The organism is Streptomyces sp. NPDC055287 (assembly GCF_053646035.1).
The window spans coordinates 291,489-318,162 of sequence record NZ_JBSHNE010000001.1 but is presented as its reverse complement, the minus strand read 5'-3'; the positions used below and the strand labels follow the sequence as shown (position 1 = coordinate 318,162).

The window sequence follows — 26,674 nt, the reverse complement described above, 5'->3', positions numbered from 1 at the left end:
GCCGCCACCCCATCACCCACCACCGCACCCGCCAGGGAGAGGCCCACCAGATGTACACCTCCGTCCGCGACGACCTCCGCGCCACCCTCGACGAGATCCGCAGCGCCGGTCTCTACAAGCCCGAGCGCGTCATCGCCACCCCGCAGAGCGCGTCCGTCTCCGTCCCCTCCGGCGACGTACTCAACTTCTGCGCGAACAACTACCTCGGCCTGGCCGACCACCCCGAGGTCGTCGCAGCCGCCAAGGACGCCCTGGACCGCTGGGGCTACGGCATGGCCTCGGTCCGCTTCATCTGCGGCACCCAGGAGATCCACAAGGAGCTGGAGCAGCGCCTCTCCGCCTTCCTGGGCCAGGAGGACACGATCCTCTACTCCTCCTGCTTCGACGCCAACGGCGGCGTCTTCGAGACGCTTCTCGGCCCGGAGGACGCCGTCATCTCCGACGCCCTCAACCACGCGTCGATCATCGACGGCATCCGCCTCTCCAAGGCCCGCCGCCACCGCTACGCCAACCGCGACCTCGCGGACCTCGAGCAGCAGCTCAAGGACACGCAGGACGCCCGCCGCCGTCTCGTCGTCACCGACGGCGTCTTCTCGATGGACGGATACGTCGCCCCGCTGGCCGAGATCTGTGACCTCGCCGACCGGTACGACGCCATGGTGATGGTCGACGACTCGCACGCCGTCGGCTTCGTCGGTCCCGAGGGCCGCGGCACGCCCGAGCTGCACGGCGTGATGGACCGCGTCGACATCATCACGGGCACCCTCGGCAAGGCGCTCGGCGGCGCGTCCGGCGGTTACGTCGCGGCCCGCGCCGAGATCGTCGAGCTGCTGCGCCAGCGTTCGCGCCCGTACCTCTTCTCCAACTCCCTGGCCCCGGTGATCGCCGCCGCGTCGATCAAGGTCCTCGACCTCCTGGAGTCGGCGGGCGAGCTGCGTGAGCGCCTCACCGCCAACACCAAGCTGTTCCGTACGAAGATGACCGAGGCCGGCTTCGAGATCCTCCCCGGGGACCACGCCATCGCGCCCGTCATGATCGGTGACGCGGCGGAGGCGGGCCGCATGGCCGAGCTACTGCTGGAGCGCGGCGTGTACGTGATCGGCTTCTCGTACCCCGTGGTCCCGATGGGCGCGGCGCGTATCCGGGTCCAGCTCTCGGCCGCGCACTCGACCGCCGACGTCGAGCGGGCCGTGGCGGCGTTCATCGACGCGCGAGCGACAATGGCTGGGTGATCGACCCCAGACGACTGCGCATCCTGCGGGCCGTGGCGGACCACCGGACGGTGACCGCCGCGGCGGCTGCGCTGTATCTGACCCCCTCCGCCGTGTCCCAGCAGCTCGCCGCGCTGGAGCAGGAGACCGGCCACACCCTGCTGACGCGCAGCGGCCGGGGCGTGCGGCTGACCGCGGCCGGTGACATTCTGCTGGCCCACGCCAACGCCGTACTGGCGCAGCTCGAACGGGCCGAGGCGGAGCTGGCGGCATACGGGGGCGGCGCGGCAGGTGAGGTACGGGTGGTGGCCTTCGCGACGGGCATCGCGGAGGTGCTGGCCCCGGCGATCAGCCGTCTCGCGGACGCCCACCCGGACATCCGCGTCCGGGTCCGGGACGCCGAGGGGGACGAGAGCCTGCCGCTGGTGCTGGACGGGGAGGCGGATGTCGCCCTGGCCGTGGAGTACCGGGGCGCGCCGCGCGAGGACGACCGGCGCCTCGCGCGCGTGCCGCTCTACGCGGAGCCCTTCGACGCCGTACTGCACGCGTCGCATCCGCTGGGCCAGAGCCCCGCGGTCTCGCTGGCCGAGCTGGCCGACAGCGACTGGATCGGCCCGTACCCCGGCAACCCCTGCCACGACGTGATGCTGCTGGCCTGCGAACTCGCCGGCTTCGAGCCACGGCTCGTGCACTCCTCGGACGACTTCCGCGCCGTGGTGGCGCTGGCGGGTGCGGGGGCGGGGGTGGCACTGGTGCCGCGCTCGGCGCTGCGCGGGATGGAGCTCAAGGACACGGTGGTACGCCCCGTCGCGGGCCCGGCGGCGACCCGCCGCGTGTTCGCCGCGGTGCGCCGGGGGGCGGAGGACCACCCCCTGATCAGCCCCGTACTGGACGCCCTGGCCGCGTCGGCGGCCGGCCTCTCCACCACCGGCTGACGGCGGGGACCGCGTAGCCGTGTCTCGTTCGCCGGGCATGCGCCCCGGCGAACTCGCCGTGTCCGTCCGTACCGCGTCGTACGTGCGTCGCTACCGCACACCTCCGGGCCGGCCGGTGACCGCGGGCGGCTGCTCCGCCGTCGGCAGTTCCTCGTCGACGAGCGGCAGTCCGGGCTCGGACCGGGCCTGAACCTGGGGCTGCGCCGATGGCTGGGACTGCTTGGCCTGCGTCTGCGCCCGGGACTCCGGGCCGTCGGGCGACTCTTCCTGCCCGGGCAGCGGCCCCTGCTGCTGCGCCGCCCGCTCCAGGAACCGCAGCAGCTCCACAGGGAACGGCAGTACCAGCGTCGAGTTCTTCTCGGCCGCCACCGCCACCACCGTCTGGAGCAGTCGCAGTTGAAGCGCCGCCGGCTGGTCGGACATGACCTCCGCCGCCTCCGCGAGTTTCTTCGACGCCTGAAGCTCCGCGTCCGCGTTGATGACCCGCGCCCGCCGTTCCCGGTCGGCCTCGGCCTGCCGGGCCATGGACCGCTTCATCGTCTCGGGCAGCGACACGTCCTTGATCTCGACCCGGTCGATCGACACGCCCCACCCCACGGCGGGGCTGTCGAGCATCAGCTCGAGCCCTTGGTTGAGTTTCTCCCGGTTGGACAGCAGGTCGTCCAGGTCGCTCTTGCCGATGATCGACCGAAGGGACGTCTGCGCCATCTGCGAGACCGCGAACCGGTAGTCCTCCACCCTCACAACGGCGTCGGCGGCGTCCATCACCTTGAAATAGATCACGGCGTCCACCCGCACCGTGACGTTGTCCCGGGTGATGCCGTCCTGCGCGGGCACCGGCATGGTCACGATCTGCATGTTCACTTTCCGCATCCGGTCCACGCCAGGAACGATCATGGTGAAACCTGGCCCCCGGATGTCCCTGCGGAGCCGCCCGAGGCGGAAGACCACACCCCGCTCGTACTGCCGCACGACGCGGGCCGCCGCCGCCACGTACACCACGGCGGCAGCTCCCACGCCCGCCGCAATTGCCAGAAGCTCGTCGAGCATCACGACCCCCATGAGTCCGAGCCGCATCTTATTTGTCACGATACGCCCGACTTTTCGCTGAGGTCGAGACGCCTCCCCACGCTCCCAATTGAAAATGGAATCCATTTGCATGTAGCGTTCGGTGACCGACCACCCCCGTTCGCTCCCGCAGGAGGACTCCATGGCCGTACCCAAGCGGAAGATGTCACGCAGCAACACCCGTCACCGGCGCGCCCAGTGGAAGGCCGTCACGCCGCAGCTCGTGCCCGTCACCGTGGGCGGCTCGGTGTACCGCGTACCGCAGCGGCTGGCCAAGGCGTACGAGCGCGGGCTCCTGCGCCCCGAGGGCCGACCGGCATGACCGGCACGTCCCTCCCCGGCCCCGGCCGGCTGCCCGTGACCGTGCTCTCCGGGTTCCTGGGCGCGGGCAAGACGACCCTGCTCAATCACATCCTGGGCAACCGGGACGGCCTGCGCGTGGCCGTGATCGTGAACGACATGAGCGAGGTCAACATCGACGCCGCGCTCGTACGGGGCGGCACTGCGGCGCTCTCGCGCACCGAGGAGCGCCTGGTCGAGATGACCAACGGGTGCATCTGCTGCACCCTGCGCGACGACCTGCTGGAAGAGGTCGACCGGCTCGCCGGGGAGGGCCGTTTCGACTACCTCCTGATCGAGTCGAGCGGCATCTCCGAACCCATGCCGGTGGCGGCGACGTTCGCCTTCCCCCGCGACGACGGGGCGACGCTCGGCGACCTGGCCCGCCTCGACACCATGGTCACCGTCGTCGACGCCGCGGGCTTCCTGCCCGAACTGACAGGCGGCGACGGGCTCGCGGAACGCGGACTCGACCAGTACGAGGACGACGACCGCACCGTCAGCGATCTGCTGATGGACCAGATCGAGTTCGCCGACGTCATCGTTCTCAACAAAATCGATCTCGTGGATTCCGCGACGGCTCACCGGCTGCGGGCGGCCCTTTCCCGCCTCAATCCGGCCGCCAGGATCGTGGCCGCCACCCACGGCCGCGTCTCCCCCGCCGACGTACTGGGCACCGGGCTCTTCGACTTGGAGCGCGCTCAGGAGGCGCCGGGGTGGGTGCGGGAGCTGAACGGCGACCATGTGCCGGAGACCGAGGAGTACGGCATCTCCAGCACGGTGTTCCGCGCGGACCGCCCCTTCCACCCCGGGCGCCTGTGGGAATTCGTCACGCGAGACCTCGACAGCGGTGCGTACGGTCAGATCCTGCGCTCGAAGGGCTTCTTCTGGCTGGCCACCCGGCCCCGTGTGACCGGTCTGTGGTCGCAGGCCGGTGCGGTGGCCCGCTTCGAACCGTCCGGGGCGCGGGGCCCGGACACCGAGCAGGGGCAGGAGCTCGTCTTCATCGGTACGGGGCTGCGGGCCCACGCCCTGCACGCCGCGCTGACGGCGTGCCTCGGCACGGCCGGCGAAGACGCCCGGGCGGACGACCCGTTCCCCGCCTGGGAGACGTACGGCATCGACGACGCGTGCGCGCACGAGCCGCACGAGCCGTCAGCCCCCGTCGGGCCACTCACACCGGCGCTGCCGGGAGCGTGACCTCGAAGCGGCAGCCGCCCCGCACATTGCGTACGTCGGCACGCCCCGCGTGGGCCTCGACGATGCCCCGGACGATGGCGAGCCCGAGGCCCGCGCCCCCCGGGGGTGTCCGGGCCTCGGTGCCGCGCCAGCCGGTGTCGAAGACGCGCGGGAGGTCGTCGGCCGGGATGCCGCCGCAGCCGTCCGTGACGGAGAGGACCACGCTGTCCTCGCGCAGTTCGGCGCCGACCGCCACCGTGCCGTCGGCAGGGGTCCGGCGGATCGCGTTGACCAGGAGGTTGGCGAGAACGCGGGTCATCTCGCGTGCGTCCACCTCCAGCGGGAGAGCCTCGGTCGCGTCACCGACGAGGCGTACGCCCTGTTCGCGGGCGAGCGGGTCGGCGCCCGCGAGTGCCTCGCCGATCAGGTCGTGGGCGGAGATGCGCACCGGTGTCAGGGCGAGCGCGCCCGCGTGGATGCGGGAGAGCTCGAAGAGGTCGCCGACCATGGAGTTGAGCCGGTCGACCTCGGTGCGCATCTGCCGGTGGTAGCGGGCCGGGTCGGCGACGACACCGTCCTCCAGCGCCTCCGACATGGCGCGCAGACCGGCCAGCGGGGTGCGCAGGTCGTGGGAGATCCAGGCGACCAGCTCGCGGCGGGAGGTCTCCAGGGTGCGCTCGCGCTCGCGGGAGGCGGCCAGTTTCTCGCTGGTGGATGCCAGTTCGCGGCTCAGCGCGTCGAGTTCGGCGGTGGACGAGCCGGCGGGGGCCGCGAAGGACCCGCCGTCGCCGAAGGTACGGGTCGCCAGCGTGAGGGCTTTGCTGCGGGCCACGACCCAGCGGCCGAGGAGCAGCGCGGTCGCCAGCGAGACCACGGCGGCCATCGCGACGACCAAGGTCACCACCGTCAGGTCGTGCCGCGACAGGAACATCGCCTGGGCCACGGCGAGCGTGCCGGCGAGCATCGCGGTGACCGTCACGGCGGCGACGACCGTCAGCGAGACGGCGACCGAGCGGCTGCGCAGGAGCCACAGGGCCACGGCGCCGAGCAGGCCGGCGGCGGCCGCCCCGAGAAAGGCGATGAGGGCGATGAGCGGCAGGTCACCCATGGCCGGCCCCCTCTCCCCCGCCGGTACGGTCGTCGGCGCCGGGGCCGTCGTCCGCGCCGGTACGGTCGTCGAAGCGGTAGCCGACGCCCCAGACCGTCCGGATGAGGCGGGGCCGGGCCGGGTCGTCCTCGATCTTGCCGCGCAGCCGCCGCACATGGACGGTGACGGTGGACAGGTCCCCGAACTCCCAGCCCCATACGTCGTGCATCAGCCGCTCACGGCCGATGGCCTCGCCCCGGTGGCTCATGAGGTGCGCGAGGAGGTCGAACTCGCGCAGGGTGAGAGCCAGTTCGCGGCCGTCCTTGGTGGCGCGGCGGCCGGCCGGGTCCAGGACGATCCCGGCGGCCCGCACCCGTGGGCCCCGGTGCTGGGCGACGGCCCGCCGGAGTACGGACTCGACGCGCAGCACCAGCTCGCGCGGGCTGAACGGCTTGGTGACGTAGTCATCGGCGCCGACCTCCAGCCCCAGGATCCGGTCGTCCTCGTCGCCGCGCGCTGTGAGCATGATGACCGGTACGGGTCCCTCGGCCCGCAGCTCGCGGCACACCTCCAGGCCGTCCATTCCGGGCAGCATGAGGTCCAGGACCACGAGATCGGGCCGTTGGTCCTTCGCCCGCCGCAGCGCGGCGGGGCCGTCGGCGGCCCGGGTGACGGCGAAGCCCGCGCGTTCCAGGTAGCCGGTCACGACCTCGGCGACGGTCGGATCGTCGTCCACGACCAGGATGTTCTGCATGGGTCCAGTCTGTCCGGACAGGGGCGGCAATGGCCGCGCGGGCGTCTTACGAACCGGTGACGTCCGCCGGTGTCCGATTCCTTCAAGAGCGGACCCCGCAGCCCCGCCTACCGTGAATCTCATGACTCCACGACTCGACTCCATCGCCATCGTGGCGGCCGACATGGCCGCCTCGCTCGCCTTCTACCGGCTCCTCGGCCTGGACGTCCCGGCCGGGGCCGACACAGCCCCGCACGCCGAGGCGACGCTGCCCAGTGGGCTGCGCGTCCTGTGGGACACCGAGGAGACCGTCCGCTCCTTCGACCCGGACTGGACCAGGCCCGAGGGCGGCGACCGGGTCGGCCTCGCCTTCCGCTGCGACAGCCCGGCCGAGGTCGACGCCGTGTACGACGCTCTGACCGCCGCCGGACACCGCGGTCACCTGAAGCCCTGGGACGCGTTCTGGGGGCAGCGCTACGCGGTGGTGCTCGACCCCGACGGCTGCGGTGTCTCCCTGTTCGCCGACGCCGCGTAGGCGCCCAGCGTCGTTCCGGCCAGGTCGCGCATCTCGCGGGAGAGGTGGGCCTGATCGGCGCAGCCGGCGGCGAGGGCGGCATCGGCGTACGGCACACCGTCGCGTACGAGGGACAGCGCGCGCTGGAGCCGCAGGATCCTGGCCAGCGTCTTGGGGCCGTACCCGAAGGCGGCCAGCGAGCGGCGGTGCAGCTGCCGGGCGCTGAGCCCGGCGGCGTCGGCGGTCGCGGCGACGGTGCGTCCCGCGGACAGCCCCCGGGCCACGGCGCTCAGCACCGGGTCGGGCGGCCGGCTGTCCGCCGCGTGGCGCAGGGCCAGGTCCTCCAGGGCGGCCGCCGGGTCCGCCGCGCCGCCGACCCGGCCCGCCAGGGCGCGGACCCTGGCCGCGGGCCACAGGTCGGACAGGTCCACGCGCCGGTCGCGCAGCTCGTGCGCGGGTACGCCGAGGAGTGCGGGGGCCGCGCCGGGGGCGAAGCGCACTCCGTCGTAGCGGGCGTCCGCCCCGGCCGGGGTGTCGCCGGGCGGGTGGGCGCGCGTGTCGGGGCCCGCGACGTACAGCCTGCCGTTGGTCCACAGCAGGTCCATGCAGCCGTCCGGGAGGACGGGGTGGGCGGGGGCGGCGGGCCCGGGAACGGGCACGGTGCGGGTCCAGACGACGGCGCCGTCGAGCCGGGATGCGCGTTCCGCGTACATGCTCCCCAGGTTAGGGAATGCGTCTTTCCCCGACCGCCCCTTCCGGAACCGGGAGCGAACTCACCGGCCCCCGCCGTCTGCGCCTACTGGCGCGTCTCCCGGGCCTCGCGGGTCTCCCGGGACGTCTCCTTCGGTTCCTTCTCACGCTCGCGGCTCGTGTGCAGCCGGGACTTCACATCGTCCGGCGGCAGGAACCGCGACCACCGCTCCGGGAACTCCGACGGCATGTCCGGGTCGGAATCGTCCCCGTCCTCGGCGTCCCCCGCCGCCGCCCGCGCCGCTTCCGCTCGGGCTATGACCGCCGCCGCCTGGGCCGTCCGTACCCGGTCGTTCGCCTCCCGTGCCGCGGCCGTGGCGACCGAGGGCCAGACCCGGTCGATCGCCGCGTTGACCGCCGCGCCCACCAGGACCGCGAAGGCGCAGATGCAGATCCACAGCAGGACGGCGATGGGGGCCGCCAGGGAGCCGTAGATGGTGGGGCCCTCGACGGTGCTGGTGAGGTAGATCCGGAGCAGGAAACTGCCGAGCACACACATCGCGAGCGCCATCAGCGCACCGGGGACGTCCTCGATCCACGGCGATCGCACGGGCACGGACACGTGGTAGAGCGTCGTGAGGAAGACGATGGACAGCACGATGACCACGGGCCAGTACAGGACGCTGACGACCTCCGTACCGAACGGGACGAGGTCCACCACCCGGTCGGGACCGACCACCATCAGCGGCAGTACCACCGCGCCGATGATCAGAGCGACGACGTACAGCAGGAAGGCGAGGAGCCGGGTCTTCACGATGCCGCGATGGCCGTCGAGGCCGTACATGACGGTGATCGTATCGATGAAGACGTTGACCGCGCGCGAGCCCGACCAGAGCGCGATGGCGAAGCCGATCGAGATGATGTCGGGGCGGGCGCCCTGGGTGACGTCGGCGATGAGCGGTTTCGCGAAGTCGTTGACGCCGCGGTCGGACAGGACTGTTTCGGCGGCGGTCAGGATGTTGCGCTCGATGGACGCGACGGTGTCGGTGTCGGTCCAGGCGTCGACGTAACCGAGCAGACCGATCATGCCGAGCAGGAGGGGCGGCAGGGACAGCAGGGTGAAGAACGCCGCCTCGGCGGCGAGACCGAGGATGCGGTACTCGATGCACGAGTTGACAGTGTCCTTCAGCAGCAGCCAGACCAACTTGCGCTTGGAGACGTTGCGATAGAGGACTCTGGCCCGGTGAAGCCGGCCCTGGGGCCGTTCGGGTGTTTCTTTTGCTGCCTGCACCTCCTTACCGTAGCGGCATGGCAGCCACCACACACACAGTGACCAACCAGGCTCCGCCCCTGGTGGAGTACGACGTCTTCACCTCCGACCGGGCCCTGTCCGAGGGTGTGGAGCGGCACATCGCGCCCGAACTCGCTGAGGAGGTACGGGAGGAACTGGCCGGCCTCGGCCGCGGCGCGGGATCCTCCCAGGCCCAGGATTGGGGGGTGCAGGCCAATGAGAACCCGCCGAAATTGAGGACGCACGACCGCTACGGCCATCGGATCGACGAGGTGGAGTTCCATCCGGCCTGGCACCGGCTGCTCGGCAAGGCCGTCGCGGCGGGCCTCACGGACGCCTGGGGCCGGCCCGGCGGGCACGTGCGGCGTGCGGCCGGGTTCCTGGTGTGGACGCAGGCCGAGGCGGGGCACGGCTGCCCGCTGTCCATGACGCACGCGGCGGTGCCCGCGCTGCGCACCGACCCGGCGCTGGCCGCCGAGTGGGAACCGCGGCTCACCTCGCACGTGTACGAGGAGGGGCTGACGACGCCGTCGCTCAAGGCCGGGGCCCTCTTCGGGATGGGAATGACGGAGAAGCAGGGCGGCAGTGACGTCCGGGCCAATACGACCGACGCCGAGCCGCTGGCCGGCGAGGGCGAGTACCTCCTCACCGGGCACAAGTGGTTCTGCTCGGCCCCGATGTGTGACGGCTTCCTGGTGCTGGCGCAGGCGCCGGGAGGCCTGAGTTGCTTCCTGGTGCCGCGGGTGCTGGCCGACGGGACGCGCAATGTGTTCCGGATCCAGCGTCTGAAGGACAAACTGGGCAACCGGTCCAACGCGTCGAGCGAGGTCGAGTTCGACGGTACGTGGGCGCGGCTGGTCGGTGAGGAGGGGCGCGGTGTGCGCACCATCATCGAGATGGTGGCCGCCACCCGGCTCGACTGCGTCGTCGGCTCGGCGGCGCTGATGCGTCAGGCGGTGGCCCAGGCCACGCATCACGCGGCGTACCGCAGCGCGTTCGGCGGCAAGCTGATCGACAAGCCGCTGATGCGCAATGTGCTGGCCGATCTCGCGCTGGAGTCTGAGGCGGCGACGACGCTCGCGATGCGGCTGGCGGCGGCGTACGACAACGACTCCGAGCAGGACCGGGCCTTCCTGCGGCTCGCGGTGCCCGCCGCCAAGTACTGGGTGACGAAACGGTGCACACCGGTCGCGGCGGAGGCGCTGGAGTGCCTGGGCGGCAATGGGTACGTGGAGGAGTCCGGCATGCCCCGGCTGCTGCGCGAGTCGCCGCTCAACTCGATCTGGGAGGGGTCGGGCAACGTACAGGCGCTGGATGTCCTGCGGGCGCTCCAGCGCGAACCGCAGGCGCTCAACGCGTTTCTCACCGAGATCGGGCAGGCGCGGGGCGCCGATCACCGCCTCGACGGGGCGATCAAGGACCTGCTGACCGAACTGGCCGACCTGGGCGGCATGGAGGGGCGTGCGCGCCGCGTCGTGGAGCGGATGGCGCTCGTGCTCCAGGGCTCGCTGCTGGTGCGGTGGGCGCCGCCGGAGGTCGCGGACGCGTTCTGCTCGTCGCGGCTCGGCGGGGACTGGGGCGCGGCGTTCGGCACACTGCCGCCGAGTCTCGATCTGGCGGCGGTGGTGGAGCGGGCGCGGGTGGAGGTCTGAGCGGCCTGCCCCGCTCCGCTGCCCGACCCGGCGAGCCGCCGGGGGAACGACCCGCCGGGAGAAGGGAGCCGCCGGGGTGATGCTGCGCCGACACGGCACCACCCCGGCTGAACATCTCCACCTTCGTACAAACGCGACCCGGCGCACGAGAGTTGCAGACCGTTGCAATGTTGTCCCGACTGCTGGGCAGGCGCGCCCCCGGCGGTGCACGATGAGCAATGACCACCTCACAGCAAGTGACTTTCACGTGAGTTACGGGGTACGCCCAGTGAAGATCGAACCTCTCGACCCTCGCGGCCTGTCACGTCTGAGTGCCCTGCACAGCGCCGGTTCGACCCAATTGCTGGCAGAGGTACGGGCCGCCACCCTGGCCGGCGACACGCCACGGGTCGCTCCGCGCCCCGTCATCGACGCGTCCTGGCAGCGTGTGATGCGGATCGGCATCGACCCGGACCGGACGACCAGCAGCGAGCTCCTGCCGGCCGGCGAGCTGGAGCACCGGCGGCGGGCCACCGCGCTCGGTGAGCTGCTGCCCTCGCTCAGCCAGGGGCTGATCGCGGTCGTGCAGGCGTCGCAGCAGATCATGGTGGTGACCGACGAGGAGGGCCGCGTGCTGTGGCGCGACGGCGACCGCGGGGTGATGCGCAAGGCCGACGGCATCTGTCTGGAGGCGGGCGCGGCCTGGAGCGAGGACACGACGGGAACAAATGGCATCGGCACGGCGCTTGCGCTGCGCAGACCCGTCCAGGTGCACTCCGCCGAGCACTTCGTCCGTACGCTCCACAACTGGACGTGCGCGGCCGCGCCCGTGCACGATCCGCGCGACGGGCGGCTCCTCGGCGTCATTGATGTGAGCGGGGCCGACTCCACGTTCCACCCGGCCACGCTCGCCCTGGTGGAATCCGTGGCACGGCTCGCCCAGGCCGAGCTGCGCGACCGGCACCTGCGGTCCGTCGAGCGCCTGCGGTCGGTGGCCTCGCCGATCCTGTGCCGAGTGGGCGGCCGGGCGCTCGCGGTCGATTCGCACGGCTGGCTCGCGGCGGTGACGGGTATGCCGCCGGTCGACCGGCTGCCGCTGCCCAAGTCGTTCGCGGCGGGCCGCAGGTGGCTGCCTTCGCTGGGGATGTGCGCGGTGGAGCCGCTGCCGGGCGGGTGGCTGGTGCGGGTGGAGGAGGAGGCGGCCCCGGGAGGGGGCGGGGGCGCGGCGAGCCGGGTCCTACTGGACCTGAGCAGCCGGCGGCGTTCGTCGGTGACGGTTTCGGGCGCGGCCGGGCGATGGACGCATGAGCTGAGTCCGCGGCACGCGGAGCTGCTGTACGTGCTGAGTGTGCACCGGGAGGGGCGCAGCGCGGCGGAGCTGGCGGCGGACCTGTTCGGCGACCGGACGCGCACGGTGACGGTACGGGCCGAAATGTCCCGCCTTCGGCGTCACTTGGCCCAGGTCCTGGCCCACCGTCCGTACCGCTTCGTGGACGAGGCGGAGGTGGAGGTGACCCCTCCGCCCCACCTGGCGGACCTGCTGCCCCACTCCACGGCCCCGGCCGTCATGGCGGCGCGGCGGGTACGGGGCGCCGGGTAGGAGGTGCGGACGGCGGAACCCGCGGGCCTGCACCTCCTACCCGGCGCGCCCTACCCGCCCCTTCCGGAAGGGCGTCCGGCGGTCCGGGGGCTCGCACCCAGACCGGGAGGGGACGGGTAGGGGAAAGGCCCCGCAGGGCCATTCCCGGCGCCAGGGCCTTACACCCCCGGTATCTCGCGCGCCCGGAACGCTTCCCGTACCGACTCTGCCGCGCCCGCGCCGTACATCTTCCGCGCTGTCGCGATCGTCGTGAGCGCCGCGTCAGTGAAGCTCGTGTCCGGGGCGAAGCCGAACTGCGCGTTCACGATGATCCGGTCGGCCGTCCGTGCACCGAGCTCCGACCGGATGTCGAAGAGCGCCCGGGACCAGATCTGGCCGTCGGCGTGCACCTGGCCGACCCGGTCGCCGTACACCTTGTCGCCGTCGGCGCGGCGCAGGCAGTGCGGCGTGGTCGAGGAGTACGACACCGCGTCCCAGTCCGCGACGCACGCCAGGTCCGCCTCCAGCGGCCAGCCGTACTTCGCCGCCGCGTGCGCGCCGACCGTCACGGCGAGGTAGTCGCCGAACGCCTCACCGATCGACCCGGCCTCCACGGACGTGCCGAAGCCCGGCACCTGCGCGTGGTGCACGGCGTGCCCGTACTCGTGCATGACCACCTCGGCGTCCTCGGCATCGTCTACGCCGCCCTTGCCGAAGCGGATCTCGGCCTTCTTGTCCGTGAAGAAAGAGTTGTCGGAGCCCCACTGGTTGATACGGATCGGCTGCGCCCGGTCGTTCGCTCCGGGCAGCTCGCTGCCGAAGCCGAGGCCCTGGAGGTACTCCTGCGACTCGTTGACCCAGAAATAGGCCATGACCTGTTCGAACTGGTCGTCGTGACGGTCGTACGTCCCAGCCTCCGCGATCTTCGCGGAGGCACCGGTGTCCGATCTCACGTATGCCCACCTGCCGGACAGCCCACCGCTCGCGTCGAGGTTGCGCAGCGCGGCTGTGGCGTAGGCGGAAGAGGGGACGGCGTCCGCGGAGTCCTTCGCGTCGGTCAGCGACTGGTCGTTCGACGACTGGACCGGGTTGACCATGAACAGGCGGGCCTGCGGACCGGCCGAGGCCCCCGCGGGGACGGTCAGGGTCGTCAGGGTGGCGAGGGCCGCGGTGAGGGTGGCCGCGGCGAGCAGGCCGCGGTGCGTGCGACGGGACATGGAGCATCCTTCTGCCAAGGGATGCGGGGGGTGGCGTGGCGCGGCGCGATCATCCCGTACCCGCCCGGCTTTGGCCAGGGCCCGGGCCCGTGGTTCGCTTGCCGCATGAGCACCGTCACCGTGACCACCTGGTCCCTGGAACAGACCTCCCCCGACGATCTTCGGCCGGCCACCGAGCCGCTGGGTGACGTCCGGATCGTCCGGGCGGAGATCCCCTCCCCGGAGTTCAGCCGTTTCCTCTATACGGCGGTGGGCGGCGACATCCGGTGGACCGACCGGCTGGGGCTGACGTACGAGCAGTGGCAGGCCGCCCTGGCCCGGCCCGGGGTCGAGACCTGGGTCGCGTACGAGAACGGCACGCCGGCCGGGTACGTGGAGCTGGACCCGCAGGACGAGGGCGTCGTGGAGATCATGTACTTCGGCCTGATCCCGGCCTTCCGGGGGCGGCGCATCGGCGGGCATCTGCTGTCCTACGGGGTCGCGCGCGCCTGGGACCTCGCCGAGCGGTGGCCGGAGCGGCCCGGCACGAAGCGGGTGTGGCTGCACACGTGCAGCAAGGACGGGCCGCACGCCATGGACAACTATCTGCGCCGGGGGTTCCGCCTCTTCGAGACCGGGACCGCCGAGGAGGCGGACGTGGAGAGCCCCGGGCCGTGGCCCGGAGCACGCGCCTGAGCGACCGGCCCGAAGGGCGCGCACGCCGGTCCCGGGAAAGTGACCGGCGACACACTGTCTCGCGATTCGAGACATACTTGTCCACATTGTGGGCGGTGGTGGACTGGCCGGAGATCCCCGTGACACGCTTCCGTCATGTCTTCAGCTGGAGTTGCCTTGGTGAGTCGGCGGCACGTCGACCTCGGCCGCATGTCCAGCGCCATCTGTCCGGTGGGCTGACAGCACAGCACCGCCGCACTTACTAGCCGTCCCCGCCGTCGCGGACGAGCCGGCCGCCCCGATACGCGCGTGATCTCCGCCCACCCGGCGGAGCACTCCGGTCTGCCGTGTCCGACCGTCCTTTCGCTGGTCATGGGGGCGGCCGGCGCGATCCGCCACCCCTTGAGCCGCCAGAGAAGGACGAACAACCATGGCCGCCACGCCGGAAAAGCCCGCTACCGTCACGCCCCGCCGCAAGGCCGGACGCCACCGTGGCGAGGGTCAGTGGGCCGTAGGTCACTTCACCCCCCTCAATGGCAATGAGCAGTTCAAGAAGGACGACGACGGTCTCAATGTGCGGACACGCATTGAGACGATCTACTCCAAGCGGGGATTCGACTCCATCGACCCCAACGACCTGCGCGGCCGCATGCGTTGGTGGGGTCTCTACACCCAGCGCAAGCCCGGGATCGACGGCGGCAAGACCGCGATCCTGGAGCCGGAGGAGCTGGACGACGAGTACTTCATGCTGCGCGTGCGCATCGACGGCGGGCGGCTGACCACCGAGCAGCTGCGCGTCATCGGCGAGATCTCACAGGAGTTCGCGCGCGGGACGGCCGACCTCACCGACCGGCAGAACGTCCAGTACCACTGGATCCGGATCGAGGACGTACCGGAGATCTGGCGGCGGCTCGAAGAGGTCGGGCTCTCGACGACCGAGGCCTGCGGTGACACGCCCCGCGTGATCCTCGGCTCGCCCGTCGCGGGCATCGCCGAGAACGAGATCATCGACGGATCCCCCGCCATCGACGAGATCCAGCGGCGTTTCATCGGCAACCCGGACTTCTCGAACCTGCCCCGCAAGTTCAAGTCCGCGGTCTCCGGTTCCCCGCAGCTCGATGTCGCCCACGAGATCAACGACATCGCGTTCGTGGGCGTCGACCACCCCGAGCACGGCCCCGGCTTCGACCTGTGGGTCGGCGGCGGGCTCTCCACCAACCCCAAGCTCGGTGTCCGGCTCGGCGCCTGGGTGCCGCTCGACGAGGTGCCCGACGTCTACGGCGGCGTCATCGGCATCTTCCGCGACTACGGCTACCGGCGCCTGCGTACCCGCGCCCGCCTGAAGTTCCTCGTCGCCGACTGGGGTCCGGAGAAGTTCCGCCAGATCCTGGAGGACGAGTACCTCAAGTACAAGCTGGTCGACGGCCCCGCGCCCGAGCAGCCCACCGGGACCTGGCGTGACCACCTCGGCGTGCACCAGCAGAAAGACGGCCGCTTCTACGTCGGCTTCGCCCCGCGCGTCGGCCGCGTGGACGGCGCCACGCTGACGAAGATCGCCGACCTGGCGGGCACGCACGGCTCGGGCCGGCTGCGGACCACCGCCGAGCAGAAGATGATCGTGCTCGACGTCGAAGAGGCGCAGGTCGAGTCGCTGGTCGCCGGGCTGGAGGCACTGGACCTGCGGGTCACGCCGTCCCCGTTCCGGCGCGGCACGATGGCCTGCACCGGCATCGAGTTCTGCAAGCTGGCGATCGTCGAGACGAAGGCGCGCGGCGCCTCGCTCATCGACGAGCTGGAGCGGCGCATCCCGGAGTTCGACGAGCCCATCACCATCAACATCAATGGCTGCCCGAATGCCTGCGCCCGTATCCAGGTGGCGGACATCGGTCTCAAGGGCCAGCTGGTCCTCGACGACAACGGCAACCAGGTCGAGGGCTTCCAGGTGCACCTGGGCGGTGCGCTCGGTCTGGAGGCCGGTTTCGGCCGCAAGGTCCGCGGCCTGAAGGTCACCTCGGCCGAGCTGCCCGACTACGTCGAGCGCGTCCTGCTCCGCTTCCAGGAGCAGCGTGAGACCGGCGAGCGGTTCGCCACCTGGGTGACCCGGGCGAGCGACGGGGACCTGTCATGAGCGAACGCGCGGCGCCGTTCTACTGCCCGTACTGCGGCGACGAGGACCTGCGGCCCAACGAGACCGGTCACGGCGCGTGGGAATGCGCGGCGTGCAACCGCGCCTTCCAGCTGAAGTTCCTCGGGCTGCTCGCCCGTGGGGTTCAGCGCAACGACGGTGGAGGGGACGAGATATGACCACGGTTCAGGAAGATCTCAAGTCACTGGCGGAACAAGCCGGGCGGGACCTCGAAGAGGCCTCCGCCCTGGACATCCTCAAGTGGGCCGCCGACACCTTCGGTGACCGTTTCTGCGTGACCTCCTCCATGGAGGACGCGGTCGTCGCCCATCTCGCCTCCCGCGCCAAGCCCGGCGTGGACGTCGTCTTCCTCGACACCGGCTACCACTTCCCGGAGACCATCGGGACGCGGGACGCCGTCGAGGCCGTCATGGACGTCAACGTCATCACCCTGCTGCCCTGGCAGTCCGTCGAGGAGCAGGACGCCGAGTACGGGCCGCGGCTGCACGACCGCGACCCCGACCTCTGCTGCGTCCTGCGCAAGGTCAAGCCCCTCGAAGACGGGCTGAAGGGCTACAGCGCCTGGGCGACCGGCCTGCGCCGCGACGAGTCCGCGACCCGGGCGAACACCCCGGTCGTCGGCTGGGACGAGAAGCGCCAGAAGGTCAAGATCTCGCCGATCGCCCGCTGGACGCAGGACGACGTGGAGGCGTACGTCGCCGAGCACGGCGTCCTCACGAACCCGCTGCTGATGGACGGTTACGCGTCCGTCGGCTGCGCGCCCTGCACCCGCAGGGTCGAGGAGGGCGAGGACGCCCGCGCCGGCCGCTGGGCCGGACGCAACAAGACCGAGTGCGGGCTGCACGGCTGATGACGAGAAACGATCAGGAGCAGGAGAAAGACGTGACTGGGGCCACCACCGGCGCCACCATCTGGCTCACGGGTCTGCCGAGCGCAGGCAAGACCACCATCGCCTACGAGCTGGCCGGACGGCTGAAGGCCGAGGGCCGGCGGGTCCAGGTGCTGGACGGCGACGAGATCCGTGAGTTCCTCTCGGCCGGCCTCGGCTTCAGCCGCGAGGACCGGCACACCAACGTGCAGCGGATCGGTTACGTCGCCGAACTGCTCGCCCGTAACGGCGTGCTGGCCCTGGCACCCGTCATCGCGCCGTACGCCGACAGCCGCGAGGCCGTGCGCAAGCGCCACCAGAGCGAGGGCACCGCGTACCTGGAGGTGCACGTCGCCACGCCGGTGGACGTGTGCTCCGTACGCGATGTGAAGGGTCTGTACGCCAAGCAGGCGGCCGGCGAGATTTCCGGGCTCACCGGGGTCGACGACCCCTACGAGGCCCCCGAGTCGCCCGACCTGCGGATCGAGTCGCACCAGCAGACCGTGCAGGAGTCCGCAGCCGCGCTGCACGCGCTGCTCACCGAAAGGGGCCTGGCCTGATGACGACGACCGCCGCAAGCGTCAGCGAGGGTACGGACAGCCCGTACGCGCTCAGCCACCTGGACGCCCTGGAGTCCGAGGCCGTCCACATCTTCCGTGAGGTGGCGGGTGAGTTCGAGCGGCCGGTGATCCTCTTCTCCGGCGGCAAGGACTCGATCGTCATGCTGCACCTGGCGCTCAAGGCGTTCGCGCCCGCGCCGGTTCCCTTCACGCTCCTGCACGTCGACACCGGGCACAACTTCCCGGAGGTGCTGGAGTACCGCGACCGCACGGTCGCCGAGCACGGGCTGCGGCTGCACGTCGCGTCCGTACAGGAGTACATCGACGCCGGGAAGCTGCGCGAGCGGCCCGACGGCACGCGCAACCCGCTCCAGACCGTGCCGCTGACCGAGGCCATCCAGCAGCACCGCTTCGACGCGGTGTTCGGCGGCGGGCGGCGCGACGAGGAGAAGGCGCGCGCGAAGGAGCGGGTCTTCTCGCTGCGCGACGAGTTCTCCGCCTGGGACCCGCGCCGCCAGCGCCCCGAGCTGTGGCAGCTCTACAACGGCCGCCACGCGCCGGGCGAGCACGTGCGCGTGTTCCCGCTGTCCAACTGGACCGAGCTGGACGTGTGGCAGTACATCGCCCGCGAGAAGATCGAACTCCCCGGCATCTACTACGCCCACGAGCGCGAGGTCTTCGCCCGCAACGGCATGTGGTTGACGGCGGGCGAGTGGGGCGGCCCCAAGGAGCACGAGAGCGTCGAGACGCGGCTGATCCGCTACCGCACGGTCGGCGACATGTCCTGCACCGGCGCCGTCGACTCCGACGCCACGACGCTCGACGCCGTGATCGCCGAGATCGCCGCCTCCCGGCTCACCGAGCGGGGAGCGACCCGCGCCGACGACAAGATGTCCGAGGCCGCGATGGAAGACCGCAAGCGCGAGGGGTACTTCTAAACATGACCACCACCATTGGGCTGACCGAGCAGCTGTCGGCCACCACCCTGCTGCGGTTCGCGACGGCCGGTTCCGTCGACGACGGCAAGTCCACCCTCGTGGGGCGGCTGCTGCACGACTCCAAGTCGATCCTGACCGACCAGCTGGAGGCCGTCGAGGCGGCGTCCCTCAAGCGTGGCCAGGAGGCGCCCGACCTGGCGCTGCTGACGGACGGCCTGCGCGCCGAGCGCGAGCAGGGCATCACCATCGACGTCGCGTACCGCTACTTCGCCACCACGCGCCGCCGGTTCATCCTGGCCGACACCCCCGGGCACGTGCAGTACACCCGGAACATGGTGACGGGCGCGTCGACCGCCGAGCTGGCCGTCGTCCTGGTCGACGCACGCAACGGTGTCGTCGAGCAGACCCGCCGCCACGCGGCGGTCGCGGCGCTGCTGCGCGTCCCGCACGTGGTGCTCGCCGTCAACAAGATGGACCTCGTCGAGTACGCCGAGCCCGTCTTCGCCGCCATCGCCGAGGAGTTCACGGCGTACGCCGCCTCGCTCGGTGTCCCGGAGATCACCGCGATCCCCATCTCGGCGCTGGCCGGTGACAACGTCGTGGAGCCCTCCGCGAACATGGACTGGTACGGCGGGCCCACGGTGCTGGAGCACCTGGAGACCGTCCCGGTCAGCAACGACCTGGCGAGCTGCAAGGCCCGCTTCCCGGTCCAGTACGTGATCCGCCCGCAGACCGCCGAGCACCCCGACTACCGGGGTTACGCCGGCCAGATCGCCTCCGGCGCGCTGCGCGTCGGCGAGGCCGTGACGGTGCTTCCCTCCGGTCGTACGTCGACGATCACCGGCATCGACGCGCTGGGCGAGGCCGTCGACATCGCCTGGGCGCCGCAGTCCGTGACGGTCACGCTCGCCGACGACCTGGACATCTCGCGCGGTGACCTCATCGCGCCGAGCGGCTCCGCGCCGGGCACCACCCAGGACGTCGAGGCGACCGTCTGCCACGTGGCGGACCAGCCGCTCACCGTCGGCCAGCGGGTGCTGCTGAAGCACACCACCCGTACGGTCAAGGCGATCGTCAAGGAGATCCCGTCGCGACTGACGCTGGACGACCTGTCCCAGCATCCGGACCCGGGTCAGCTGGTCGCCAACGACATCGGCCGGGTGAAGGTCCGTACCGCCGAGCCGCTCGCGCTCGACGCGTACCGCGACTCGCGCCGCACCGGATCGTTCCTGCTGATCGACCCGGCGGACGGTACGACGCTGGCGGCCGGCATGGCGGGCGACTCGTTCGCCGCCGAGGCCGTGAAGCCCGTGGCGGACGACGAGGGCTGGGACTTCTGATCATGGCCTGGGCCACCATCGACATCTATGCGACGTTCGCGAAAGAGGGCGGCCGCATCGGCAGCGGCACCGTAGGCGCGGGCACGGGCGGCGTGGCGCGATGTGCCCGATGACGTACGCGCACCGCTTGCGCGCCCTGCCGCTGTACCGACGAAGACCTGCCGACTTCCCGGGCACACCCCACTCCGAGCGAGAGGTGTGACGCCGGGCCTCCGAGAGGAAAGCCTCCCGTGCATGCCCCCCGTACGACCCTTCGCCGCAGCCTCGCCGCTGCCGCCGCCCTGCCGCTGCTGATCGGCGTGCTGGGCGCCTGCGGCTACGGTTCGAAGGCCGAGAAGGACGACAAGGTCGCTCCCGTCGCCAAGGGCGACAAGATCGGCGGCGTCGACGAAGTGCGTATCGGCTATTTCGCCAACGTCACCCACGCCACCGCGCTGGTAGGCCTGCAGAAGGGCCTGTTCCAGAAGGAACTGGGCGGCACCAAGGTCAAGCCGCAGGTCTTCAACGCCGGCCCCTCCGAGATCGAGGCCCTGAACGCCGGCGCCATCGACATCGGCTGGATCGGCCCCTCCCCCGCTATCAACGGCTTCACCAAGTCCGAGGGCCAGAACCTCAAGATCATCTCGGGCTCGGCCTCCGGCGGCGTCTCCCTCGTTGTCAACCCGAAGAAGATCAAGTCGCTGGACGACCTCAAGGGCAAGCGCATCGCCACCCCGCAGCTCGGCAACACCCAGGACGTGGCGCTGCTGAACTACCTGTCGGGGAAGGGTCTGAAGGTCGACCCCAACACCGGCAAGGGCGACGTCTCCGTCGTCCGCCAGGACAACAAGGAGATCCCCGCCTCCTTCGAGTCCGGCGCGCTGGACGGTGCCTGGGTCCCGGAGCCCACCGCGTCGAAGCTGGTCGCGGGCGGCGGCAAGGTGCTGCTCGACGAGAAGAAGCTGTGGAAGGACGGCAAGTTCGTCATCACGAACGTGATCGTCTCCCAGAAGTTCCTCAAGGAGCACCCGGACGTCGTCGAGGCGGTGCTGCGCGGCTCCGTGAAGAGCAATGAGTGGATCAAGGCCAACCCGGACGGGGCGAAGGCCGCGATCAACGCGAAGCTCAAGGCGGACTCCGGCAAGGAACTGCCCGCCGAGGTGCTCGACCCCGCGTTCCGAAACGTCGAGACGATCAACGACCCGCTCGCTTCCACGCTGCGGGACGAGGCCGATCACGCGGTGAAGGCCGGTCTCCTCAAGGACCCGGTGCTCGACGGCATCTACGACCTGACGCTCCTCAACAAGGTGCTCAAGGCCGAGAAGCAGCCCGCCGTCGAGGACGCCGGACTCGGCACCAAGTAACCCGGCACCAAGAACCGTCCTTCCCGCAACCGGAACGCCCTCAGGAGGTGAGGCTCATGGCCACCACACTCGACGTCAAGCAGGCCGCCGCGCCCGTAGACACGGTGCCGTACGCCGCACGGATCGACCACGTGTCGAAGTCGTTCGGCCGGCCCGGCGCGCAGCAGCTCGTACTGGACGACATCAGCATCGATGTGGCGCCGGGTGAGTTCGTGACCCTGCTGGGGGCTTCCGGCTGCGGCAAGTCGACGCTGCTCAACCTGGTCGCCGGGCTCGACCGGCCGTCCGCGGGCACGATCGACGTGCCCGGCGGGCGGCCCGCCCTGATGTTCCAGGAGCACGCGCTGTTCCCCTGGCTGACGGCCGGGAAGAACATCGAACTCGCCCTCAAGATGCGCGGCATGGCGAAGGCCGAGCGGCGCGGCGAGGCCGAGCGGCTGCTCCAGCTCGTACGGCTCAACGGGGCGTACGGGAAGCGGGTGCACGAGCTGTCGGGCGGTATGCGCCAGCGCGTCGCACTGGCGCGTGCGCTCGCCCAGGACAGCAAGCTCCTGCTGATGGACGAGCCGTTCGCGGCTCTGGACGCCATCACCCGCGACGTACTGCACGAGGAACTCACGCGGATCTGGTCCGAGACCAGCCTGTCGGTCCTCTTCGTCACCCACAACGTCCGCGAGGCCGTCCGCCTCGCCGAGCGCGTGGTGCTGCTGTCGTCCCGCCCGGGACGCATCGCGCGCGAGTGGAAGGTCGGCATCCCGCAGCCGCGCCGGATCGAGGATTCCGCGGTCGCCGACCTTTCCGTAGAGATCACTGAACAGCTGCGGGGGGAGATCCGCCGACATGGCCAGCACTGAAACCAGCCCGAAGAACGACCTCGCCGGTCTCGAGGCCGGCCTGGACGCACTGGAGACCACTCACTCCACCGAGCGGGTCGGCCTCGGTCGGGTCCTGCTGTCCAAGGTGGTGCCGCCGCTGGTGGCCATCGCCCTGGTCGTCACCCTGTGGCAGCTCGCCGCGGCCTCGGACCTCAAGCCGGACTATGTCCTGCCCGGCCCGGTCGACGTGTGGCACTCCATCGAGCAGATGTGGCTCGACGGCACGCTGCTCGGCTACATCTGGACGAGCATCTCGCGCGGCGCCCTCGGCTTCGCCGTATCAGTGGCCATCGGCACGCCGCTCGGACTCCTGGTGGCCCGGGTGAAGGTGGTGCGGGCAGCCATCGGGCCGATCCTGTCCGGGCTCCAGTCGCTGCCTTCCGTGGCCTGGGTGCCCGCCGCGATCATCTGGTTCGGGCTGACCGACGCGACGATCTACGCGGTGGTGCTGCTCGGCGCCGTACCGTCGATCGCGAACGGCCTCGTCGCCGGCGTCGACCAGATCCCGCCGCTGTATCTGCGGGCCGGCCGCACCATCGGGGCCACTGGGGTCAACGGCATCCGCCATGTGCTGCTGCCCGCCGCGCTGCCCGGCTATCTGGCAGGGCTCAAGCAGGGTTGGGCGTTCTCGTGGCGCTCGCTGATGGCCGCCGAGCTGATCGCCAACTCGCCGGACCTCGGCACGGGTCTGGGACAGCTGATGGAGAACTTCCGCACCTACAGCGACATGTCGGGTGTGCTGGCCACCATCATCCTGATCCTGGTCGTAGGTATCGGCATCGACCTGCTGTTCTTCTCCCCGCTGGAGCGCCGCGTGCTGCGCAGCCGTGGCCTGCTGACCAAGGGCTGATCACCATGTTCCGTCGTCCGGTTCTCCTCGTCATAGCCCACGGCAGCCGCGATCCGCGGCACGCGGCGACCGTGCACGCCCTCGTGGCGCGCGTACGGTCGCTGCGGCCCGGGCTGCGTGTGGAGACCGGCTTCCTGGACTTCAACGCGCCGGCTGTTCCTCAGGTACTGGAAGGCCTCGCGGCCGAGGGCGTACGGGACGTGGTGGCCCTCCCGCTCCTGCTGACCCGCGCCTTCCACGCGAAGGCCGACATCCCCGCCGTACTCCACGAGGCGTCGGCGCGGCTGCCGCGGCTGCGGATCCACCAGGCGGAGGTGCTCGGCCCGTCGCCGCTGCTGCTCACCGCGCTGGAGCGGCGGCTGTACGAGGCCGGGCTCACGCCCGGCGACAAGAGCTCGACCGGGGTCGTTCTGGCCTCGGCGGGCTCCACAGACCCGGAGGCGATCGCAGTGATCGCTGAAATCGCGCGGGAGCTGCGGTACACCGGTTGGTGCGCCGTGCGGCCTGCGTTCGCCTCCGCATCTCTGCCGCGTACGCAGGACGCGGTGCGGGACCTGCGGGCGGCCCGCGGTGTACGGCGGGTCGCCGTCGCCCCGTACGTCATCGCCCCCGGCTTCCTGCCGGACCGGATCGCGCGGGGAGCGCGGGAATCCGGCGCGGAGGTACTGGGCGAGGTCCTGGGCGCGTGCCCGGAGCTGGCCGGCCTGCTGCTGACGCGCTACGACGAGGCCCGGGTGCCGGTGCGGCTGGCGGCGGTCGGCGCGTAGAGAGTGCGTGCGGTTTTCGGCGCCCTCCAGGCTGTTCCCCGACCAGCTCAGCCTGCGTCGATCAGGGTCTTCAGTTCCGTGACGGGCAGCGAGCCCGCTGCCCTCCGCTCGCGCGCGAACGCGTTGGCGATGCGCTGCAACGCCTCGTTCACCGGGGTCGGGACGCCGTGCAGTCGGCCCAGCAGAACAATCTCCCCGTTCAGATAGTCCGCTTCGATCGTGCCCGTCCCCCGGCTGAGGCTCTGCCACGACGACCCGCCCCCGCGCTCGGACCCGCACAACGGTGCCAAGGTGATGCGGCCGTCGCGCGCCGCCGCCTGTTCCGCGGGGGACGCCGCCTCGATGCCCGCCGCGGTCAGCGCGGCCCGCCCCTCGGCGAGGGCCCGCTTGAAGAGAGCCTTCGCCTCGTCGCCGGCGATGACCCCCGACACCGCCTCGATCGCATTGGCCAGGTTGCTCAGCAGCTTGGCGTACTTCCACCGCATCACGTCCGGCACCACCGGTGCCAGGAACCGCGACTTCTCCAGGTCGGCCGCGATCCCCCGGGCCGTGTCGTCGGCGTCGCCCGACGGGTAGCGGCCGACGTGCAGCATGCCGGAGACGGGCGTTCCGGCGGCGGACACCACGCCCGGCTCCGTGTGGGTCGCGGGCAGCCAGACGCACATCGCGTAGACGTGACGGAAGCGGCGCAGCGCCAGGCGTTCGCTCTCGACGCCGTTCTGCGCGCAGACGAGAGGAAGGAGCTCGCCCGCGGTGCCGCCGCCGGCCACCGGATGCGCGCTCCACGCGTCGAGTGCGGCCGTGCTGTCCTGGGTCTTGACGGCGAGCATCAGTACGTCGTCCGCGCGCAGGGGCCCGCCGAGCTCGTCCGGACCCTGCAGCACGGGGAGTTGGTGCGTGCGGGTGCCTTCGGGCGTCGTCAGGCGCAGTCCCCCGGTGCGCAGCGCCTCGTAGTGCGCCCCGCGTGCGACGAGTACGACGTCGTGCCCGCCCTCGGCCAGCCGCCCACCGATGGTGCCGCCGACCGCCCCTGCCCCGATGATGATGTAGCGCATGCGTGCGAGCCTGCCACACCCCGCGCGTTGTGTGCAGGGGGCACGGAGTAGCGTCCGTACATGATCTCGGAAACCTTCACGATCGGCGGCGACCTTCCCGTACGCCGTCTCGGGTTCGGTACGGCCCAGCTCACCGGGCCCGGTTACTGGGGACCGCGCGGCGAACTCGCGGACGCCGTCGCGGTACTGCGGCGCGCGGCCGAGCGCGGCGTCACGCTCATCGACACGGCGGACAACTACGGCCCGGGGCTGGCGGAGGAACTTGTCGCCGAGGCGCTCCATCCGTACCCGGACGGGCTCGTCGTCGCGACGAAGGGCGGCGTGGTCCGTACCAGCGCCGACGCCTGGCACATCGCGGGGCGGCCCGAGCAGCTGCGGGCGATGTGCGACGCGAGCCTTCGGCGGCTGCGGGTGGAGACCATCGACCTGTACCAGCTGCACCGGTTCGACCCGGACGTGCCGATGGCCGAGCAGCTCGGCACGCTCGACGAGCTGCGCGCGGCGGGCAAGATCCGGCACATCGGTCTGGACTCCGTCACCGCCGGGCAGTTGGAGGGGGCGCTGGCACTGACCCGGATCGCGTCCGTGCAGAACCGCTTCAACCTGGTGGACCGCTCTTGCGAGGACGTTCTTGAGCTGTGCGAGGCGCGCGGGATCGCGTTCTTGCCCTGGTTCCCGCTGGCCAACGGGGAGTTGAAGGGGCGCGGGCAGCTCGCGCTGGCCTGGCTGCTGCACCGCTCACCGGTGCTGTGCCCGACGCCGGGCACGGGGTCGCTCGTACACCTGGAGGAGAACCTGGGCGCGGCGGCGCTGCGGTTGAGCGCGGAGGAGATGGCCGAGCTCACCGGCTCCGTCGTGTGACGTCGGGGTCCTCCTCTGTCTCCTCTTCGTACGGCGTGCCCTGGTGGAAGTAGAGGAGCCAGCCGCGATCCGTGAGGCGCCACAGTGAGCTGCGGTGCGCGCGGCGGCCGCTGCTGTCGGTGTCGAAGGTCAGCTGGACGAGGCCGGGAGCCAGCTGTACGCCTTTCATCCGTGTGGTGGTGATCGGGCGGGCCGTCGACGCGGACTCGGCGGTGAGCGACGCGATGATCGAGTCGCGGTCCCAGCGGCGTCCCGACACGCCGAATTCGTGGAAGTCGGGATGCAGGAGTTCGGCGAGGAGCTCGGGCGTGTTGCGGACGGCCGGGTCGAGCAGGCGCAGCTCGTTCTCGATGGCGGCTTCGACCGCTTCGTCAGTCACGCGTCATCTCCACGAGCTTGGCGACCGTGTTCCAGTTGCGGGTGGTCCCGCTGACGCCCTTGAGGAGGGCCGGTCGCGCGAGTGCTTCGGCGAGCTTGGAGCGGCCGAGGCCGTCCGGTGCGTAAAGGTAGAGGGTCCGGTCGCCGAGGCGGAACTCCTCGGGGAGGTACGCCGCCGGGTCGACGGAGGCGAACCGCTCGGGGCCGACCGGCTGCGAGAAGTACGTGACGTGGAGCTGCTTGGCCTCCAGCTCGGCGGCCGGGAAGGGGCAGGCGTCGGCGACGGCCTGCAGGTAGGCGCCGCTGCGGACCAGGCAGTCGACCGTGAACCCGAAGCGGGTCTCCATGGCCTGTTCGAGGGCCGCGGCGAGAGCGTCCTCGGAGGCGCCGGCGTCGGTGGCGAAGACGGCGTTGCCGCTCTGGAGGTACGTACGGACATCCCGGTGGCCCAGTCCGGTCAGCAGTTCCCGGAGTTCCGCCATGGACACTTTCTTGTGGCCGCTCACATTGATTCCGCGCAGCAGGGCGGCGTACGTCGTGGTCATGTGCCAAACGATAGGCGGCC

General features: G+C 71.2%; 29 protein-coding genes. 20 read left to right on the top strand and 9 right to left on the bottom strand.

Going from position 1 to position 26,674, the window contains the following annotated elements; all coding sequences use genetic code 11:
* Positions 1-50: 50 nt before the first annotated feature.
* Both ACWIHY_RS01365 and ACWIHY_RS01360 read left to right on the top strand, forming a co-directional pair.
* Positions 51-1,232 (top strand): glycine C-acetyltransferase, encoded by a 1,182-nt coding sequence (locus tag ACWIHY_RS01365; protein WP_454373487.1) that lies wholly within the window; start codon positions 51-53, stop codon positions 1,230-1,232.
* Positions 1,229-2,146, top strand: a complete 918-nt coding sequence (locus ACWIHY_RS01360; RefSeq protein WP_454373486.1) for a LysR family transcriptional regulator — start codon at positions 1,229-1,231, stop codon at positions 2,144-2,146. The genes ACWIHY_RS01365 and ACWIHY_RS01360 overlap by 4 nt, the downstream gene beginning before the upstream one ends.
* A 90-nt stretch (positions 2,147-2,236) precedes the next feature.
* On the opposite strand, the gene ACWIHY_RS01355 is transcribed toward ACWIHY_RS01360, so the two are convergent.
* Complete coding sequence (locus ACWIHY_RS01355) at positions 2,237-3,196, bottom strand: slipin family protein (protein WP_454373849.1); 960 nt, start codon at positions 3,194-3,196, stop codon at positions 2,237-2,239.
* Between the two features lie 160 nt (positions 3,197-3,356).
* Here ACWIHY_RS01355 and rpmF point away from each other — a divergent pair, with 160 nt between their 5' ends.
* A complete protein-coding gene (gene rpmF, locus ACWIHY_RS01350; protein ID WP_454373485.1) occupies positions 3,357-3,536 on the top strand; it encodes a 50S ribosomal protein L32 in 180 nt (59 codons plus the stop codon).
* Complete coding sequence (locus tag ACWIHY_RS01345) at positions 3,533-4,753, top strand: GTP-binding protein (protein WP_454373484.1); 1,221 nt, start codon at positions 3,533-3,535, stop codon at positions 4,751-4,753. Before rpmF ends, ACWIHY_RS01345 begins: the two co-directional genes overlap by 4 nt.
* Here ACWIHY_RS01345 and ACWIHY_RS01340 read toward each other — a convergent pair.
* Positions 4,728-5,840, bottom strand: a complete 1,113-nt coding sequence (locus tag ACWIHY_RS01340) for a sensor histidine kinase (protein ID WP_454373483.1) — start codon at positions 5,838-5,840, stop codon at positions 4,728-4,730. The genes ACWIHY_RS01345 and ACWIHY_RS01340 overlap by 26 nt on opposite strands.
* On the bottom strand, positions 5,833-6,573 hold the full coding sequence (locus ACWIHY_RS01335) for a response regulator transcription factor (RefSeq protein ID WP_454373482.1): 741 nt from the start codon (positions 6,571-6,573) through the stop codon (positions 5,833-5,835). The genes ACWIHY_RS01340 and ACWIHY_RS01335 overlap by 8 nt, the downstream gene beginning before the upstream one ends.
* Positions 6,574-6,694: 121 nt before the next feature.
* On the opposite strand from ACWIHY_RS01335, the gene ACWIHY_RS01330 reads away from it, so the two are divergent.
* Positions 6,695-7,087, top strand: coding sequence for a VOC family protein (locus ACWIHY_RS01330; protein WP_454373481.1), 393 nt, complete (start codon positions 6,695-6,697; stop codon positions 7,085-7,087).
* Here ACWIHY_RS01330 and ACWIHY_RS01325 read toward each other — a convergent pair.
* Together ACWIHY_RS01325 and ACWIHY_RS01320 are read right to left on the bottom strand one after the other, a co-directional pair.
* Positions 7,027-7,779 carry a helix-turn-helix domain-containing protein gene (locus ACWIHY_RS01325; RefSeq protein WP_454373480.1) on the bottom strand — a complete coding sequence of 251 codons (753 nt, stop codon included), beginning with the start codon at positions 7,777-7,779 and terminating at the stop codon, positions 7,027-7,029. The two genes, ACWIHY_RS01330 and ACWIHY_RS01325, sit on opposite strands and share 61 nt — an antisense overlap.
* An 83-nt stretch (positions 7,780-7,862) precedes the next feature.
* Positions 7,863-9,047, bottom strand: coding sequence for a YihY/virulence factor BrkB family protein (locus ACWIHY_RS01320; protein ID WP_454373479.1), 1,185 nt, complete (start codon positions 9,045-9,047; stop codon positions 7,863-7,865).
* A gap of 17 nt (positions 9,048-9,064) precedes the next feature.
* Here ACWIHY_RS01320 and ACWIHY_RS01315 point away from each other — a divergent pair, with 17 nt between their 5' ends.
* Entirely contained in the window at positions 9,065-10,699 is a 1,635-nt protein-coding gene (locus tag ACWIHY_RS01315; RefSeq protein ID WP_454373478.1) for an acyl-CoA dehydrogenase family protein, read from the top strand.
* A 79-nt stretch (positions 10,700-10,778) separates the two neighbouring features.
* Positions 10,779-12,278 carry a GAF domain-containing protein gene (locus ACWIHY_RS01310; RefSeq protein ID WP_454373477.1) on the top strand — a complete coding sequence of 500 codons (1,500 nt, stop codon included), beginning with the start codon at positions 10,779-10,781 and terminating at the stop codon, positions 12,276-12,278.
* A 158-nt stretch (positions 12,279-12,436) separates the two neighbouring features.
* Here ACWIHY_RS01310 and ACWIHY_RS01305 read toward each other — a convergent pair whose 3' ends face one another.
* Positions 12,437-13,474, bottom strand: coding sequence for a M4 family metallopeptidase (locus tag ACWIHY_RS01305; protein ID WP_454373476.1), 1,038 nt, complete (start codon positions 13,472-13,474; stop codon positions 12,437-12,439).
* Positions 13,475-13,579: 105 nt separating this feature from the next.
* Between ACWIHY_RS01305 and ACWIHY_RS01300 the strand changes: the two genes are divergently transcribed.
* The 12 genes from ACWIHY_RS01300 (at position 13,580) to ACWIHY_RS01245 (ending at position 23,815) form a co-directional block, all read left to right on the top strand.
* Positions 13,580-14,149: a GNAT family N-acetyltransferase gene (locus tag ACWIHY_RS01300; RefSeq protein ID WP_454373475.1), complete on the top strand. Its 570-nt coding sequence runs from the start codon at positions 13,580-13,582 to the stop codon at positions 14,147-14,149.
* A 135-nt stretch (positions 14,150-14,284) separates the two neighbouring features.
* Complete coding sequence (locus tag ACWIHY_RS01295; protein WP_355250053.1) at positions 14,285-14,368, top strand: putative leader peptide; 84 nt, start codon at positions 14,285-14,287, stop codon at positions 14,366-14,368.
* A gap of 190 nt (positions 14,369-14,558) precedes the next feature.
* On the top strand, positions 14,559-16,256 hold the full coding sequence (locus tag ACWIHY_RS01290) for a nitrite/sulfite reductase (protein WP_454373474.1): 1,698 nt from the start codon (positions 14,559-14,561) through the stop codon (positions 16,254-16,256).
* On the top strand, positions 16,253-16,432 hold the full coding sequence (locus ACWIHY_RS01285; protein ID WP_451508769.1) for a hypothetical protein: 180 nt from the start codon (positions 16,253-16,255) through the stop codon (positions 16,430-16,432). The genes ACWIHY_RS01290 and ACWIHY_RS01285 overlap by 4 nt, the downstream gene beginning before the upstream one ends.
* On the top strand, positions 16,429-17,124 hold the full coding sequence (locus tag ACWIHY_RS01280; RefSeq protein WP_454373473.1) for a phosphoadenylyl-sulfate reductase: 696 nt from the start codon (positions 16,429-16,431) through the stop codon (positions 17,122-17,124). Before ACWIHY_RS01285 ends, ACWIHY_RS01280 begins: the two co-directional genes overlap by 4 nt.
* Positions 17,124-17,702, top strand: a complete 579-nt coding sequence (gene cysC, locus ACWIHY_RS01275) for an adenylyl-sulfate kinase (RefSeq protein ID WP_454373472.1) — start codon at positions 17,124-17,126, stop codon at positions 17,700-17,702. The genes ACWIHY_RS01280 and cysC overlap by 1 nt, the downstream gene beginning before the upstream one ends.
* Positions 17,702-18,640: a sulfate adenylyltransferase subunit CysD gene (cysD, locus tag ACWIHY_RS01270; protein ID WP_454373471.1), complete on the top strand. Its 939-nt coding sequence runs from the start codon at positions 17,702-17,704 to the stop codon at positions 18,638-18,640. Before cysC ends, cysD begins: the two co-directional genes overlap by 1 nt.
* Before the next feature lie 2 nt (positions 18,641-18,642).
* Positions 18,643-19,980: a sulfate adenylyltransferase subunit 1 gene (locus ACWIHY_RS01265; RefSeq protein ID WP_454373470.1), complete on the top strand. Its 1,338-nt coding sequence runs from the start codon at positions 18,643-18,645 to the stop codon at positions 19,978-19,980.
* Between the two features lie 230 nt (positions 19,981-20,210).
* On the top strand, positions 20,211-21,323 hold the full coding sequence (locus ACWIHY_RS01260) for an aliphatic sulfonate ABC transporter substrate-binding protein (RefSeq protein WP_454373469.1): 1,113 nt from the start codon (positions 20,211-20,213) through the stop codon (positions 21,321-21,323).
* 56 nt (positions 21,324-21,379) lie between these two features.
* Positions 21,380-22,177 carry an ABC transporter ATP-binding protein gene (locus tag ACWIHY_RS01255; RefSeq protein ID WP_454373468.1) on the top strand — a complete coding sequence of 266 codons (798 nt, stop codon included), beginning with the start codon at positions 21,380-21,382 and terminating at the stop codon, positions 22,175-22,177.
* On the top strand, positions 22,164-23,048 hold the full coding sequence (locus ACWIHY_RS01250; protein ID WP_454373467.1) for an ABC transporter permease: 885 nt from the start codon (positions 22,164-22,166) through the stop codon (positions 23,046-23,048). The genes ACWIHY_RS01255 and ACWIHY_RS01250 overlap by 14 nt, the downstream gene beginning before the upstream one ends.
* 5 nt (positions 23,049-23,053) lie before the next feature.
* Positions 23,054-23,815 carry a sirohydrochlorin chelatase gene (locus tag ACWIHY_RS01245; RefSeq protein ID WP_454373466.1) on the top strand — a complete coding sequence of 254 codons (762 nt, stop codon included), beginning with the start codon at positions 23,054-23,056 and terminating at the stop codon, positions 23,813-23,815.
* A gap of 47 nt (positions 23,816-23,862) precedes the next feature.
* Here the strand turns inward: ACWIHY_RS01245 and ACWIHY_RS01240 are convergent, their stop codons facing one another.
* A complete protein-coding gene (locus ACWIHY_RS01240; protein ID WP_454373465.1) occupies positions 23,863-24,870 on the bottom strand; it encodes a ketopantoate reductase family protein in 1,008 nt (335 codons plus the stop codon).
* A 60-nt stretch (positions 24,871-24,930) separates the two neighbouring features.
* Between ACWIHY_RS01240 and ACWIHY_RS01235 the strand changes: the two genes are divergently transcribed.
* Entirely contained in the window at positions 24,931-25,731 is an 801-nt protein-coding gene (locus tag ACWIHY_RS01235) for an aldo/keto reductase (RefSeq protein WP_454373464.1), read from the top strand.
* Here ACWIHY_RS01235 and ACWIHY_RS01230 read toward each other — a convergent pair.
* Together ACWIHY_RS01230 and ACWIHY_RS01225 are read right to left on the bottom strand one after the other, a co-directional pair.
* On the bottom strand, positions 25,712-26,110 hold the full coding sequence (locus ACWIHY_RS01230; protein ID WP_454373463.1) for a nuclear transport factor 2 family protein: 399 nt from the start codon (positions 26,108-26,110) through the stop codon (positions 25,712-25,714). The two genes, ACWIHY_RS01235 and ACWIHY_RS01230, sit on opposite strands and share 20 nt — an antisense overlap.
* Positions 26,103-26,654, bottom strand: a complete 552-nt coding sequence (locus ACWIHY_RS01225) for a DUF1697 domain-containing protein (protein WP_454373462.1) — start codon at positions 26,652-26,654, stop codon at positions 26,103-26,105. The genes ACWIHY_RS01230 and ACWIHY_RS01225 overlap by 8 nt, the downstream gene beginning before the upstream one ends.
* Positions 26,655-26,674 lie beyond the last annotated feature (20 nt).

Bases quoted from the DNA above. Each gene is read 5' to 3' on its own strand.
- ACWIHY_RS01365 (WP_454373487.1), top strand. From the start codon at position 51: ATGTACACCTCCGTCCGCGACGACCTCCGCGCCACCCTCGACGAGATC.
- ACWIHY_RS01355 (WP_454373849.1), bottom strand. From the start codon at position 3,196: ATGCTCGACGAGCTTCTGGCAATTGCGGCGGGCGTGGGAGCTGCCGCC.
- rpmF (WP_454373485.1), top strand. From the start codon at position 3,357: ATGGCCGTACCCAAGCGGAAGATGTCACGCAGCAACACCCGTCACCGG.
- ACWIHY_RS01345 (WP_454373484.1), top strand. From the start codon at position 3,533: ATGACCGGCACGTCCCTCCCCGGCCCCGGCCGGCTGCCCGTGACCGTG.
- ACWIHY_RS01340 (WP_454373483.1), bottom strand. From the start codon at position 5,840: ATGGGTGACCTGCCGCTCATCGCCCTCATCGCCTTTCTCGGGGCGGCC.
- ACWIHY_RS01335 (WP_454373482.1), bottom strand. From the start codon at position 6,573: ATGCAGAACATCCTGGTCGTGGACGACGATCCGACCGTCGCCGAGGTC.
- ACWIHY_RS01330 (WP_454373481.1), top strand. From the start codon at position 6,695: ATGACTCCACGACTCGACTCCATCGCCATCGTGGCGGCCGACATGGCC.
- ACWIHY_RS01325 (WP_454373480.1), bottom strand. From the start codon at position 7,779: ATGTACGCGGAACGCGCATCCCGGCTCGACGGCGCCGTCGTCTGGACC.
- ACWIHY_RS01315 (WP_454373478.1), top strand. From the start codon at position 9,065: ATGGCAGCCACCACACACACAGTGACCAACCAGGCTCCGCCCCTGGTG.
- ACWIHY_RS01310 (WP_454373477.1), top strand. From the start codon at position 10,779: ATGCTGCGCCGACACGGCACCACCCCGGCTGAACATCTCCACCTTCGT.
- ACWIHY_RS01305 (WP_454373476.1), bottom strand. From the start codon at position 13,474: ATGTCCCGTCGCACGCACCGCGGCCTGCTCGCCGCGGCCACCCTCACC.
- ACWIHY_RS01300 (WP_454373475.1), top strand. From the start codon at position 13,580: ATGAGCACCGTCACCGTGACCACCTGGTCCCTGGAACAGACCTCCCCC.
- ACWIHY_RS01295 (WP_355250053.1), top strand. From the start codon at position 14,285: ATGTCTTCAGCTGGAGTTGCCTTGGTGAGTCGGCGGCACGTCGACCTC.
- ACWIHY_RS01290 (WP_454373474.1), top strand. From the start codon at position 14,559: ATGGCCGCCACGCCGGAAAAGCCCGCTACCGTCACGCCCCGCCGCAAG.
- ACWIHY_RS01285 (WP_451508769.1), top strand. From the start codon at position 16,253: ATGAGCGAACGCGCGGCGCCGTTCTACTGCCCGTACTGCGGCGACGAG.
- ACWIHY_RS01280 (WP_454373473.1), top strand. From the start codon at position 16,429: ATGACCACGGTTCAGGAAGATCTCAAGTCACTGGCGGAACAAGCCGGG.
- cysC (WP_454373472.1), top strand. From the start codon at position 17,124: ATGACGAGAAACGATCAGGAGCAGGAGAAAGACGTGACTGGGGCCACC.
- cysD (WP_454373471.1), top strand. From the start codon at position 17,702: ATGACGACGACCGCCGCAAGCGTCAGCGAGGGTACGGACAGCCCGTAC.
- ACWIHY_RS01265 (WP_454373470.1), top strand. From the start codon at position 18,643: ATGACCACCACCATTGGGCTGACCGAGCAGCTGTCGGCCACCACCCTG.
- ACWIHY_RS01255 (WP_454373468.1), top strand. From the start codon at position 21,380: ATGGCCACCACACTCGACGTCAAGCAGGCCGCCGCGCCCGTAGACACG.
- ACWIHY_RS01250 (WP_454373467.1), top strand. From the start codon at position 22,164: ATGGCCAGCACTGAAACCAGCCCGAAGAACGACCTCGCCGGTCTCGAG.
- ACWIHY_RS01245 (WP_454373466.1), top strand. From the start codon at position 23,054: ATGTTCCGTCGTCCGGTTCTCCTCGTCATAGCCCACGGCAGCCGCGAT.
- ACWIHY_RS01240 (WP_454373465.1), bottom strand. From the start codon at position 24,870: ATGCGCTACATCATCATCGGGGCAGGGGCGGTCGGCGGCACCATCGGT.
- ACWIHY_RS01235 (WP_454373464.1), top strand. From the start codon at position 24,931: ATGATCTCGGAAACCTTCACGATCGGCGGCGACCTTCCCGTACGCCGT.
- ACWIHY_RS01225 (WP_454373462.1), bottom strand. From the start codon at position 26,654: ATGACCACGACGTACGCCGCCCTGCTGCGCGGAATCAATGTGAGCGGC.